Raw genomic sequence first — 12,742 nt, forward strand, 5'->3', positions numbered from 1 at the left:
AGCCGCAAGCGGACTATCAGTTTTCCGAAAGCAGACTTCTCCTAGAGGGCTAATGCTTCAGGATCTGGCTTAGGAACAACTTCGTTCGATCGTGGCGCGGTCGGGCGAAAAACTCGTCAGGCGTGCCCTGTTCAACAATTTGCCCAGCATCCATGAAGATGACGCGGTCGGCCACGGCGCGAGCAAAGCCCATCTCATGGGTCACGCAAACCATGGTCATGCCATCGCGGGCCAGCCCGGTCATCGTCTCAAGCACCTCCGAGACCATTTCCGGGTCGAGAGCGGAGGTCGGCTCGTCAAACAGCATGACATCGGGTTTCATGCACAGGCTGCGGGCGATCGCTACCCGCTGCTGCTGGCCGCCGGAGAGCTGGACGGGGAACTTGTTCGCCTGTTCTGGAATGCGGACCCGTTCCAGGAACTGGAGAGCGGTCTTGCGCGCTTCCGCGGCCGAAACGCCTTTGACCCACATTGGCGCGGCCATGCAGTTCATCAGAACCGTCATATGCGGAAACAGATTAAAGTGCTGGAAGACCATGCCGACGTTCGAGCGCACGGCCGCGACGTTGCCCATCTTGCCATGCAGGGCAACGCCGTTGACGACGATATGGCCGGCCTGATGCGCCTCGAGGCGGTTGAAGCAGCGGATCAGTGTCGACTTGCCCGAACCGGATGGTCCGCAGATGACAATGCGTTCGCCTTTGTGGACGGTCAGGTTGATCTCCTTCAGCGCGTGGAACTGGCCGTACCATTTGGACACGGCCCTGGCTTCAATGATGGCTTGGGCGGTCATCGCACCTTGCTCCTGGCATAGTGACGCTCGATCCGGGACTGGATGAGTTCGAGGCAGATAGACAGCATCCAATAAATCATGGCGGCCGAGATCAGCATTTCCATGTGCTGGAAGGTCTTCTGGCCGAGCGTGCGTGCCAAGAACATCAATTCCCAAACGCCGATGACGGATACCAGCGAGGAATCCTTCAGCATCGAGATGAACTGGTTGCCCGTCGGCGGAATGATGACCGGCAATGCCTGCGGCAGAATGATGCGGCGCATGGTCAAGGCGAAACCGAACCCCATGGAGCGCGAAGCCTCCCACTGGCCGCGATCGATACTCTGGATACCGGAGCGGAAGATCTCGGTCATGTAGGCGCCGTAGCAGAGCGACAGCGCCAGGATGCCGGCAGGAACCGCATTGATCACGAAGCCAAGCTGCGGCAGTCCAAGATAGATCAGGTAGACCTGCATCAGCAGCGGCAGGCCGCGGAAGAAGGAGGTGTAGAAGCTGGCGATGGCGTAGGCAAAGCCATTGTTCGAGAGCTTGGCGACGGCGCCCCCCACCGCGATGACCGAAGCGATGACGATGGAAATCGCCGAGACATAGAGCGTGGTGACGACGCCCTGGCTGATCAGGAACGGCAGTTTCTCGCGGATGAAAGGCAGGCTGAGATGGAACGTTTCGAAGAAGCCGATGAACAGCAGCAGCAGCTCCAGCCAGACGATGCCGATCTGCAGCTTGAGCGGCGCGAAGCCGATTAGCACGACGTTCAACGTGAAGATCACCGCTATGGCGAAGCCAATGGCAAAGCGCCCGTAGAGGCCGCTCGTCGACGGTTCGCCGATTACCGGACGCATGAGTTCGGCAAAGCTGGTGCCCGACATGTTGAAAGCCATGAAGACGAGCAGAACGATGCCGAAGATCGTCGCCACGAACCAGGGCTTGTGAACGAGGACTTCGGCCTCGACGGTATCCGGATAGAGCATCTTTGAGCACCGGCGGTTCGGCGGCCTGCCACGGATGGCCGCCTTTGAAGGGCTAGTTCGTCTTCGAATAATCCTGGCCGTACCATTTTTCCGAGAGCTTGCTCAGCGTGCCGTCCTCCTTCATCGCTTTCACGGCGTCGGCAATCTTGGCCGACAGTTCCGGATCGCCATGCTCAATGGCGATCGCCAGTGGCTCGTAGAACACCGGATCGCCGATCTGCTTGATCGGATAGCCGGCCTTCACCGCGTCGAGGATGGATGGCAGCGACGAAACCACCGCGTCCAGGCGCACGCCGTCCCCGAGGCGAAGGTCGTCGAAGGCCGTCGTCGAGTTCTCGTACGAGTGGACCTCCTTCGGGTTGAGCTTGTACTCGAAGGCCGGCGCGCCGGCGGCGTCGAGCGTCAGATCCTTCTTCGCATAGGCTTCGAAGGTGGACGTGCTGGTGGCGCCAACCACCTTGCCGTCGAGGTCGGCCAGGGTCTTGGCCTTGCTGTCCTTGTGCACGGCGACCGCGGCCGGCGTGTAGTAGTACACCGCCGGGAAATCGAAGATTTCGGCGCGCTTCTTGGTTGGCGTCATCGAGCCGACATGCATGTCCCAGCGCCCCGCCCAGTTGCCGGCGGTGATGATGTCCCAGCCAGGCGTGACGAATTCCACCTTGACGCCGAGATGCTTGCCGATCGCCTTGGCCACGTCGACGTCGAAGCCGTCGAGTTCATTGTTGGCGTTCACGAAGGATTGTGGCGCCCAGTTGGCGTCCGTCGCAACCTTGAGCGTGCCTGCCGCGGTCACGCGGTCAAGCACCGCGCCGGCGTGGGCAGGATATGCGCTGAACGCAAGCGCCAGCGTGGCCATCGCCATTTGTCGTCTGTTCCAGAATGTCATTTGCGTGTTCCCTTGTTGTTGTTCAGTCCATGCGCTCATGGCCGTTCAGACGGTCATGACTTCGCAATCCCTTGCCGACGAGATCGGCATCCTCCGGATGGCTCTCGGATTTAGTGATGCCAGCGCCGGTCCGGTCTTCCGCTGCCGCGGAGGATGTCTGCAGCCGTCATTCCCTCGCTCACGGGGAAAGCTTTGGCCTCTTGCTAGCGAAGTGCCGCCCGGCGCTTTGAACAAAACACCCTCACCAGCTCCGCGAAGACCGCTAACCATGCGCAACAGCTCCTCTCGCGCGATCGACGCCCAGCAGGAAGTCGGCCATCGTTTCCGCGACGAGGGCCGGCGCCTCGATCAGGATCGAGTGGCGAAGCCTGGGCAGAATGGCGATTTGCGAACCTTGGACCTGTTCGTGCATCAGCCGCGCCATGCGCGGACTTGACCCCTGGTCGTCGGCGCCTGTCACGATCAGGGTTTGGCAGGTAATGCGGTCGAGGATGCCACCGAAATCGGTTTCGGCGAGAACCCGGTAGGCAGCGGCATAGCACTCACGGTCGTTCTCGGCGTCGCGCCGGCGCAGTTCCGCGATGATCTCAGGGTTCCTGTTCTGAAAATCCTCCGTCAGCCAACGCGACAGCGAGGCGGTGTGATGCGCCGAGGCGTCGCTCGCCATCAGCGCCGCCAGCCGGCCGCGCACGGCGTTTCGCTCCTCTGGCGTCCGGCCTGCGACCGTCGACAGCAGCATCAATTTTTGCAGGCGTTCGGCATGCGACAGCGCGAGGCGCTGCGCGATCAAACCGCCCAAGGAAAACCCTGCCAGATTGAAGGTGGAAAACCCCAGATGATCGGCCAACGCCAGCGTCTCGCCGACGAAAGCATCGATCTCGTAGCGGCCCTTGACCCGGCTTGAGCGGCCGTGGCCGCGCAAATCGAAGGTAAGGACCGCGAAGCGATCTTTCAGCCGCTCGGCCACGCCATTCCAGGCTTCAAGGTAGGAGCCGACGCCATGGATGCAGACCAGCGGCACGCCGCCTTCGCCTTCGAGGCGCCAGTTGAGCAGCACGCCTTCGACGTCGAGTTGGCCGGAGCGCGCCATATCAGGCCCTCGCCGCCTGGCGCGTCTTGTCGCGCTCGCGCACGGCAAAGACCGGCATCACCTCGTCGACCCAGAGCTTGATCGTCTTCTTCTGCAGCTCGAACGGCAGGTTGAACGTCAGGCCGAGGCAATATTGGTCGACGCCCGCCGCCTCATAGTCGAGCAGCTTCTCGACTACCTCGTCCGGCGTGCCAAACATGAGGTTGCGGCGGATGTTTTCGGGATTGTAGTTGTCCTTGCCCTTGACGCTGTCGTAGGGCACGGCTTCGGGAAAGCCGCTGCGCACCGTGCCGATGTTCTGGAATAGGTTCTCGAAAGCGCGGCCATAGTCGATGGCATGCCCGACCGCGATCTCCCAGTCCTGCGCCCGTTCGTAGACGCAGGTGCGACGCTGCATCATCAGGCGCGGCCGGTCCACCTCCGGATGATCGGCGACGGCCTTGCGGAATTTCTCGCCGAGCACGGCGATCTCCGCCGCCGGCTGCGAGAGCGGCGTCGACAGGATCGAGGCGCCGATGCCGACCGCCCAGTCGAATGTGCCCGGGTCTCGAGCGGCCACCCAGATCGGCGGGTGCGGCTTCTGCAGCGGCTTCGGCACGCCGGCGGCCGCAGGAAACTTCCAGTAGTGACCATCATGGGCATAGTCATCGGCCCACAGCCTCTTCACCGCCGGCACCAACTCCTTGAGATAGGCGACGCCTTCCTGCTGCGGCATGCCGCCGGCCATGCGGTCGAATTCATACTGATAGGAGCCGCGCGCGATGCCGAATTCCAGCCGCCCGCCGGTCAGGTGGTCGCAAAGCGCGGCCTCCCCCGCCAGCCGGATCGGGCTCCAGTAGGGCGCGACCAGCGTCGAGGTGCCGAGCCGGATCTGTTCGGTGTGCTGGGCAAGCCAGGTCAGCGTCATCAGCGGGTTGGGCGAGATCGTGCATTCGATCGTATGATGCTCCGCCGTCCATAGCGTTTCGAAACCGCCCTCGTCAGCCATGCGCGCGAGATCCAAGAGATTGCTCTTCACCCGCTCCATCGGGATATCGGGCGAGAAGCGCTCCATGGTCAGCGATACGGCGAATTTCATGTCGGTCTCCCGGTCGTTGCGTCGGGTCTTGGTCAGCGAAGGCGGATGACGAACGGGTCCTGCATGGCGCCCGAATAGTCGATGACGACGTTCTTCAGGCGCGAGAACTCCTCCATGGCGTCGAAGCCGCCCCGCCGCCCGTAGCCGCTCTCCTTGAAGCCGCCATTGGCGGACATGAAGGAGGAGGCGCGATAGGTGTTGATCCAGACCGTGCCCGCCTCGACATCACGGGCGAAGCGCAGTGCGCGGTTGATGTCGCGTGTCCAGATGCCGGAGGCGAGCCCGTAGCGCGTGTCGTTGGCGAGCCGGATCATCTCGTCTTCCGACGAGAACGGGATGACGCCGACGACGGGGCCGAACAGCTCCTCCTGCATGAACTCCATGCCGTTCTCGGCCGCAGTCATCACCGTCGGCTCGAAATACCAGCCGCCGGCAAGCTCGTCCGCCTGCGGACGCTTGCCGCCGGCCGCGATCCGCGCGCCTTGGCGCACACCGGAAGCGACATAGCCTTCCACCTTGGCAAGCTGCGCCGACAGCGCCAGGGGGCCGATATCGGTGTCCTCCAGCATCGGCAGCCCGACCCGCACCCCCCTCGTGCGTTCGACCAGCGCCTCGACGAAGCGGTCATAGACGCTCGCCTCTACGAAACAGCGCGAGCCGGCGACGCAGGTCTGGCCCGCGGCCGCGAAGACACCGGACACAACGCCGTTCACGGCATGATCGATGTCGACGTCGCCGAAGACGACGTGAGGGGATTTGCCGCCAAGCTCCATCGAGCAGGGAATGAGGTTCTGCGCCGCATTGGCGGCAATGCGCCGCCCGGTTGCGGTCGAACCGGTAAAGACGAATTTGGCTATGCCTGGATGCCTGGTCAGCGCGTCGCCGGCGACAGCGCCGGTGCCGGTCACGACGTTGACGACCCCGGCGGGAAAACCGGCTTCCATGATCAACTCCGCCAGAGCGAGCGTCGAGGCCGAAGCATGCTCGGACGGCTTGACGACCACTGTGTTGCCGAGTGCAAGGCAGGGCGCCAGCGTGCCGGTGAGCAGCATCAGCGGCGAATTCCACGGCGTGATCATGCCGACGACGCCGATCGGCTCGCGCAGATTGAAGTTGAGCATGTCGAGCTTGTTGACGGGAATCGTGTCACCGAGCAGCTTGTCGGCCATGCCGGCGAAGTAGGTGTAGCTGTCGGGCATGGCGCGCATCTGCGCCCGCATTTCCTTGAGCAGCTTGCCATTGTCGCGCGTCTCGATCAGCGCCAGCTCGTCGGCGTTGTCGAGGACCAGTTCCGCCAGGCGGCGCACCAGCCTGCCGCGGTCGGTTTGGGTCATACGCCGCCAGGCCGGATTGGCGAAGGCCGCACGCGCGACCTCGACAGCCGCGCCTACATCCTCGGCGTCGGCCTCGGCGAACTGGTACCAGGGCCTGCCCGTGGTCGGGTCGAAACTGTCGATATACTGCCCGCTCCTCGGCGCCACGAACGCACCGTTGATGAACAGGTTCTGGCGCGAGCCTTCGAGCGATCCGGCCGTCGTTTTCATGCTGTCTGTCCTGCGTGTCTCGTCATTTGGACGCGGCCTGCGTCCACGATTGCGACTGGCCGTCGATCATGGCGACGCGGCCGCCGTCGCCGGTGTCCATGTAGATGCCGAAGCGCTTGTCCTGCCGCTCGCGCGCATAGCGACGCAGCATGGCGCGCAGCTCGTGCGTAGCGATCTGCGCGTAAGGCAGCATGTTGACTGGAAAGAAGGCGTGGCCATCCGGCAGGGCGGCTTCAGCACCCTCGCGGCTCAGCTCGGCACGGTAGATCAGGTAGCCGGGATCGCTGTCGGCGACATCGAAAACCGAATAGAGGAAGGTGTTTTCGGGAACGAGGCTCAGCGCCTCGCCGCCATCTAGGATCAGGTTGCTATCCGCCTTGCGGCGCCGTGCCGTCGGCAACATCCAGCCGCCTTTACCGTCGTTGCGCAAGAGGATGCGATCGCCAGTCTCGACCAGATAGCCGATGATCATGTCTTGCGAGGCCAGCCAACCGGCCGGCAGCGGATCCTTCACGCTGGCGTAGCGGCCGCGGCAAAACCCGAGCGGCGCTGACGGGCTGGTTCCGAAGGCCTGCACCTGACCGATCAGAATGACGTGGTCGCCGGCCTCGACGCGATTGTGAACGGTGCAGTCGAACCAGGTCAGGCTGTCGGTGAGGATCGGCGCGCCGGTGTGGGCGCGATCATGGTTCACTGACTGGAACTTGTCCGCAGTCTTCGATGCGAACACCGATGAGACATCGGCCTGCCCCTCATGTAGGAAATTGACCGCAAAGGATTGGCTTTCACTGAAGGCCGGAAAGCTCGCCGCCGATTTGCCAACACAGACCAGTAGCAGCGGCGGATCGAGCGAGACGGAAGTAAAGGAATTGGCCGTCATGCCGCGTGGATTGCCGTCGCTGTCACGCGTGGTGATCACCGTGACCCCCGTGACGAAGGTGCCGAAGGCGCGACGCAAAGCGATCGGGTCGATCATCCTTTGTGCCACCGCGTACGCCATCGCTTTCCTCCACATTGCGGGATGGAACCTAGGCAGGAGCCGCCACGGCTTCTTCCTCCGATCTGTAGGAAAGACTTCGCGACAGTCTGCTGCCATCCCGAGCAAGCGCGAGCGCGACGCACCATATGTCGGCGGAGTGTTGGGATGGACCGGTTCTAGCGGACCGTCGGCACGCGGCTGTCGATGATGCCGCTGAGTCGGATCGCCAGCTCGACCGCGAAGCGCTGTTCGGGCGTGTCGAGCCGGATGCCGAACAACTCCTCCACGCGCGACAAGCGATAGCGCAAGGTGGTGACATGCAGGCCGAGGGCGTCGGCGCAGGCCTGGCTGCGGCAGCTTTCGCGCAGATAGGCAAATAGGGTGTCCAGATAGGGCGTGCCGTGCTCGCGGTCATGCGCTGCCAGCGCGCCGACGCTTTTGTCAACGAAGTTGCGCACGTCGGGCACATCGGCGGCGGCGACCAGCATCGGCAGCGGGCCAAAATCCTGGCCGGCGAAGACGCCGGTGCGCCCGAAGGAGCGGCCGATGCGGAGCATGCGGCGGCAACGCTCCCACGCCATCGGGTAATCGGCCAGCGCAGCGCAGATTTCGGAAACGAGGACTGCCGGCTCACGTTCGAAATAGCGCCCAAGCTCCGCGGCGATTCTGTTCGGCAGTTTCGCCAGGCGGATGTCCTGCCCGGCATCGCCGGCAATTAGACAGACAAGGCCGCCTTCGATGGCGATAACGGTGCCCACCATGCCTGCCTGTTCCAGAAGCCGAACAAGGCCATGATGCGGATCAGCAAGACCGCTGCCGCCGTTCCCGGCCTCGTCGGCGTAGTCGACCACAATCATTCTTTGCGGCGTCGTCAGGTTGACCCCTAAGCGGCGGGCACGATTGACGATATCGGCCTCGTCGCGCCAGCGGCGCTCGACGACCTCCAGGAAAAGCTCGGTCAGCGATCTGGTCTCGAAGCGGAAGCGGACGAAGCTGCGCATCATCTGCACGCTGAGCGCGAACTTGGCGCTGTCGAGCAGCATCTGATCGAGCTGGCCTGACTGCTGCGGCGTCGGAAAAATCATCAGCGCGCCAACCACTTCGTCATCGATGGTAAGCGGCTCTAAACGCACCGAAAGCTTTAGCCGGTGCCTGCCGCCGTCGACGAACAGCGTCTCGCTCTGGCGCGCCTCGGACGCGCCGCGCGCGACCTTGAATATCTGCCGGTTGAGCACGCCGCTGACGGCTTGTTGCCAGGTCACTGCATCAAAATGCGCTTCGCTCGGCGAGCGGCCAGCCACGACCAGGTTGGCGTGGAAATCAATGACCACGACCGGATTGGGCAACAGCTCGCCGACTTTCTCGGCTAGCGAGACCACCGATCCTTCCGACAGGGCCTGCTGAAGAAGCGTGGTATGCGCCAGCAAAGCGCGCTGCAGGCGCTCGCCGGCTTGCTTCTCCTGGCGCAGGCGATGCTGCTTCTCCACCGCGATCTCGCCCAGATGCACGATCATGCCGATGAAGGCGATATCCTCGGCGCTCACTTCGGTGATCTCGCGCGAGACGACGGTCAACACCATTGGCCGGCTGTCTTCATCGACGCAGTTCATCGGCATCACCAGGACGCTGCGGTAGTCGCGCTCGAACGCCTCGCGGCGATAGCCCGGAAACTCCTCGGACACCCGCGCGTCCCTGATGTAGACGGGTTCGTTGCGGTTGAGCGCGACGATCGAAGGGCTGGTTGCGAGTTCCCAACGGTCCGGCAGCGTGCGTTGGATGAGCGTCGGGTCATGGCGCACGATGACATAAGCGTGGCCGTGCGGCGCATCGATGCTCATGATCGAGCCCAGGGTCCATTTGGCATGACGGCAGGCTGCCAGCACGAGGTCGCGCAGCACGGACTGGAGATCGCCACCCGAATTGATGAGGCTGGCGGCGTCCCGCAAAGAGAGAATCTGCGACTCGTGATCCACGCCCGGTCTTCCGCCTCGCGAAGGGCCAATTTAAGCCGTCGCAGATATACGAACGCTACACCGCTTCCAAGCGAGGTGCACGCCGATTCTTCCTACGAACCGGAGGAATACCTGTCCATTGGGCCTTACTAGGCTGGGCTTCCACCAACAGGGCCCAAAATCATGGAATTGCGAAAAGTCTGCACCTTCATCGAGGAAGTGCTCATAGAAGGCGGTAAGGCGGCGGCCAGGCCAGTAACATCGATCGTCGTCGCCGCCGTGCTGCGCAACCCATGGGCCGGGCGCGGCTTCGTCGAGAACCTGCGACCCGAGATCGTGGCCATCGCGCCCCGGCTGGGGCATGAACTCACGCACCGCCTGCTCGGGCTTATGCCTGCGGAGCGCATCGAGAGCTACGGCAAGGCCGCTGCTGTCGGGGTCGCAGGCGAGATCGAACACGCCTCGGCAATGATCCACACGCTTCGCTTCGGCAACGTGTTCCGCGACGCCGTCGGCGGCACGACCTATCTGGAATTTTGCAACACACGCAGCGCGCCGGGCGCGCTTCTGTCATTGCCGATGATGCACAAGAGCGAGAACGGCCGCCGCTCGCATTTCATCACCGCCAACTTCCAGATCGCTGACGGCCCGGCCGCCGACGAGATCGTCGTGGCTATCGGCGCGGCCGATGGCGGCCGGGTTCATCCCCGGATTGCGGACCGTTTTCAGGACATGAAGGAATTGGAGCAGGAGGCGGCAATTTAGCGTCGTCGCGGTGACCCAGGCGACCCGCGACCTCGATCTCCTCGAGAATGTGCTGCGCAAATGGGTGCGCGATCTATGGGCCGATCCGCAGCATGCCTTTCCCAGCCATGGACAGATGAAGCCGGAGCAGTTGGAGATTGACCGGCTGCGCAAGGAAGTGGCGAAGTTGAAGGCGGAGCGCGACATCCTAAAAAAGGCCGCAGCCTACTTCGCGAGGGAAGCGACCTGAGGTTTGCTTTCATCGCGAGGCACCGGGGCATCTGGCCGGTGGCATGGCTGTGCAGTGCGCTGGATGTGTCCCGCTCGGACTTCCATGCCTGGCTCGACCGCAGCCCCAGCGTTCGCTCCCGGCGAGACCCTCGTTTCCAGGATCGACCGAAGCTTCAAGAGCAGCGACCGCTCCTACGGCGCGCGTCGGGTCTGGCATGACGTTCTGGCAGAGGGCTTTCCTGCGGCCTGCATCGCATCGAACGGCTGATGCGGGAGAACGGGGCTGCGGGCCCGGCCTCGGTGCCGCGGACTGCCGAAGGACACCGGAGAGCGAGCCGCCATGTCGGCCAACCTCCTCGATCGCAGCTTCTAGGCCGCTGCACCGAACCAGAAGTGGATCGCGGACTTTACCTACGTCTGGACCGCCGAAGGATGGCTCTACGTTGCCGCCGTCGTTGATCTGTTCTCCCGTCGTGTTGTCGGGTGGGCGATGAAGCCAGAGATGACGGCCCGGTTCGTCACCGACGCCCTCATCATGGCGATCTGGCGCCGAGGCAGGCCCGATAGCCTGCTGCACCACTCCGACCAGGGACCGCAATATACGAGCGAGCAGTTCCAGCGACTGATGGCCGACCACATCACCTGCTCAATGACCCGGTCGGGCCACGTCTGGGACAATGCTGCGATGGAAAGCTTCTTCTCGTCGCTCAAATCGAGCGGACAGCCCGCAAGGTCTACAGACGAGGGATGACGCGAGGGCGGATGTGTTCGACTACATCGAGCGCTTCTGTAACCCTCGGCAAAGGCACTCGGCGCTCGGCTATCTGAGCCCCGTCGAGTTCGAGGAACAAGCTATGCTAGTTTAACCTCGTGTCCGAAAAACCGGCAGCAGGCCAGGGAGCGAAACCAGCCTTCTGCTCTACGCCGCGCACCACGCGAGCACGCCTAACGTAGCAGCGGCGCTCGGGATCGTCCCTCTCGCTAGAATTTATCGAGCGGGTAAATCGGCCGCGGCACGTTCCTGAACGGCATTTTGGCGTAGTCCATCGTCGACAGGGCACCGCAATCGCAGACGATGATCTCTCCAGCGATAGATTCAAAGTCCGCGCGGAAATGCTGTTGGGATTTCACAACGATGACGTCGTGTGCCGTCGGCTCTATGCCAAAGGCTCGGAATTGCTCCTGATCCAGCAACTGCGAGCGCTCAGTGACGACGAGCACCTTCACTCCACCGACTGAGATGACGGCCGTGGGACCGAAACTGAATTGGAGCCCGCCCAACTGCGGCCCGGTGCCTACAAGCTTTCCGTCGCTTAGACGCAAAAGCTTAGCCTCAACCTGCAATGGTGCTCCGCCAAAGCGCGGGTCCATCTTGCCGCCCAAGGAAACGGAAACGGTATCTCCGATCTTCGCATTGGATAGCTGTTTAACTGCCCCGGCATCAACCACAGGGCCAAAACACGCATTCTGAACGCGCGCCTTCAGGAGCGCATCGAGAAGTGCGGTGGCGTCGCCATACGCGCCGGCTCCCGGATTATCGGCGTAGTCAGCGATGATTAGCGGCCGTTCACCCCTGTAGCAGCGAGCAATCTCGGCCGACTCTTTAGGCGTGTAGAACTTGTTGAGGACATTCTCGCGATTGTTCCAGATTTTGTCGGCGATGCGCTCCGCAAAAGCTATGTGTCTGTCGGGATCGCCGTCATAGCTCACCACCACAGTGGGGCCGACTTCCTTCACATCGGCACCTGGAAAGGCCCCATTAATGCTGACCGCGAGTGCACCGGCACTCCTTTCATGCTCCCTTGCTTCTTCTATCCAATCAACCATGAGCCCGATATCCGTGCGGCCGGCATTTGCCTCCTCCAGCATTGGCCTTCGCACCAATAGAGTCTTGGGTCTGATGGAACCTTGAACTGCCTGGTGCAGCAACTCGGCGGCATGGCGAGCGGTTTCGCGCATATCGACATGTGGATACGTTTTGAAAGAAATCAGGACGTCCGCGTTCTCACACATGCTGGCGGTAACATTGGCATGCGGGTCCAACGTGACGGCGATCGGTATGCGGCGCTTCAGCACTCGACGTAAACGCTCAAGCAATTCACCTTCGCCATCTGAAGAAAAATCGGTCACCATGGCGCCATGCAAGCCAAGCAAAATGCCATCAAGCTTGTCGCCCAAAGCCGCCGCCTTAGCCAGTATCTTACCGGTGATGCGGTCAAACGCGTCACGCGTTACCGGACCAGCAGGTTCGGCATCGGCACTGATCGCATGCACCAGATCCCACTGGTATTTGGCCGCAACATCCAGAAATCCGGCTAATTCGGTATTGGCATCGCCGCGAGCCGAAATGGCCTCCTCGCCTTCCTGGATACGGCTGCTCCGAAAGGCTTCATAGTCCGTCTTGATCACGTTGAAGGTGTTCGTTTCGTGGGTGAATTCGGCGGTCAAAACACAATGCGTCATTTGCTCGTCCT

Annotated in this window: 10 protein-coding genes and 1 pseudogene; 2 read left to right on the top strand and 9 right to left on the bottom strand. The window is 62.5% G+C overall.

The window, feature by feature from the left end; genetic code table 11:
- Positions 1 to 49: 49 nt before the first annotated feature.
- The 8 genes from FJ960_RS25575 to FJ960_RS25610 form a co-directional block, all read right to left on the bottom strand.
- Positions 50 to 793: an amino acid ABC transporter ATP-binding protein gene (locus FJ960_RS25575; RefSeq protein ID WP_140717722.1), complete on the bottom strand. Its 744-nt coding sequence runs from the start codon at positions 791 to 793 to the stop codon at positions 50 to 52.
- Complete coding sequence (locus FJ960_RS25580) at positions 790 to 1,764, bottom strand: amino acid ABC transporter permease (protein ID WP_140717724.1); 975 nt, start codon at positions 1,762 to 1,764, stop codon at positions 790 to 792. The genes FJ960_RS25575 and FJ960_RS25580 overlap by 4 nt, the downstream gene beginning before the upstream one ends.
- Before the next feature lie 52 nt (positions 1,765 to 1,816).
- The gene (locus FJ960_RS25585; RefSeq protein WP_140717726.1) at positions 1,817 to 2,650 is read right to left on the bottom strand and encodes a transporter substrate-binding domain-containing protein; all 834 of its coding nucleotides are present in this window, start codon (positions 2,648 to 2,650) and stop codon (positions 1,817 to 1,819) included.
- Between the two features lie 262 nt (positions 2,651 to 2,912).
- Positions 2,913 to 3,740, bottom strand: a complete 828-nt coding sequence (locus FJ960_RS25590; RefSeq protein WP_140717728.1) for an alpha/beta fold hydrolase — start codon at positions 3,738 to 3,740, stop codon at positions 2,913 to 2,915.
- Between the two features lies 1 nt (position 3,741).
- Positions 3,742 to 4,818 carry an LLM class flavin-dependent oxidoreductase gene (locus tag FJ960_RS25595; RefSeq protein ID WP_140717730.1) on the bottom strand — a complete coding sequence of 359 codons (1,077 nt, stop codon included), beginning with the start codon at positions 4,816 to 4,818 and terminating at the stop codon, positions 3,742 to 3,744.
- Between the two features lie 32 nt (positions 4,819 to 4,850).
- Positions 4,851 to 6,362 carry an aldehyde dehydrogenase gene (locus tag FJ960_RS25600; RefSeq protein WP_140717732.1) on the bottom strand — a complete coding sequence of 504 codons (1,512 nt, stop codon included), beginning with the start codon at positions 6,360 to 6,362 and terminating at the stop codon, positions 4,851 to 4,853.
- Positions 6,363 to 6,384: 22 nt separating this feature from the next.
- The gene (locus FJ960_RS25605) at positions 6,385 to 7,362 is read right to left on the bottom strand and encodes a flavin reductase family protein (protein WP_140717734.1); all 978 of its coding nucleotides are present in this window, start codon (positions 7,360 to 7,362) and stop codon (positions 6,385 to 6,387) included.
- Positions 7,363 to 7,517: 155 nt separating this feature from the next.
- Positions 7,518 to 9,314 (bottom strand): helix-turn-helix domain-containing protein, encoded by a 1,797-nt coding sequence (locus tag FJ960_RS25610; protein ID WP_140717736.1) that lies wholly within the window; start codon positions 9,312 to 9,314, stop codon positions 7,518 to 7,520.
- Positions 9,315 to 9,476: 162 nt separating this feature from the next.
- Between FJ960_RS25610 and FJ960_RS25615 the strand changes: the two genes are divergently transcribed.
- Positions 9,477 to 10,058 (top strand): amino acid synthesis family protein, encoded by a 582-nt coding sequence (locus FJ960_RS25615; protein ID WP_140717738.1) that lies wholly within the window; start codon positions 9,477 to 9,479, stop codon positions 10,056 to 10,058.
- Between the two features lie 4 nt (positions 10,059 to 10,062).
- Positions 10,063 to 11,134: pseudogene (locus FJ960_RS30020) on the top strand (IS3 family transposase); the annotation flags it as partial.
- A gap of 115 nt (positions 11,135 to 11,249) precedes the next feature.
- On the opposite strand, the gene FJ960_RS25625 reads toward FJ960_RS30020, so the two are convergent.
- On the bottom strand, positions 11,250 to 12,731 hold the full coding sequence (locus tag FJ960_RS25625; RefSeq protein WP_140717740.1) for a M81 family metallopeptidase: 1,482 nt from the start codon (positions 12,729 to 12,731) through the stop codon (positions 11,250 to 11,252).
- Positions 12,732 to 12,742: the final 11 nt, after the last annotated feature.

This window comes from Mesorhizobium sp. B2-3-11 (assembly GCF_006442215.1).
Lineage (GTDB): Bacteria > Pseudomonadota > Alphaproteobacteria > Rhizobiales > Rhizobiaceae > Mesorhizobium > Mesorhizobium salmacidum.

Coding starts and splice junctions, on each gene's coding strand:
- FJ960_RS25625 (WP_140717740.1), bottom strand. CDS start 12,731: ATGACGCATTGTGTTTTGACCGCCGAATTCACCCACGAAACGAACACC.
- FJ960_RS25585 (WP_140717726.1), bottom strand. CDS start 2,650: ATGACATTCTGGAACAGACGACAAATGGCGATGGCCACGCTGGCGCTT.
- FJ960_RS25605 (WP_140717734.1), bottom strand. CDS start 7,362: ATGGCGTACGCGGTGGCACAAAGGATGATCGACCCGATCGCTTTGCGT.
- FJ960_RS25575 (WP_140717722.1), bottom strand. CDS start 793: ATGACCGCCCAAGCCATCATTGAAGCCAGGGCCGTGTCCAAATGGTAC.
- FJ960_RS25615 (WP_140717738.1), top strand. CDS start 9,477: ATGGAATTGCGAAAAGTCTGCACCTTCATCGAGGAAGTGCTCATAGAA.
- FJ960_RS25595 (WP_140717730.1), bottom strand. CDS start 4,818: ATGAAATTCGCCGTATCGCTGACCATGGAGCGCTTCTCGCCCGATATC.
- FJ960_RS25590 (WP_140717728.1), bottom strand. CDS start 3,740: ATGGCGCGCTCCGGCCAACTCGACGTCGAAGGCGTGCTGCTCAACTGG.
- FJ960_RS25580 (WP_140717724.1), bottom strand. CDS start 1,764: ATGCTCTATCCGGATACCGTCGAGGCCGAAGTCCTCGTTCACAAGCCC.
- FJ960_RS25600 (WP_140717732.1), bottom strand. CDS start 6,362: ATGAAAACGACGGCCGGATCGCTCGAAGGCTCGCGCCAGAACCTGTTC.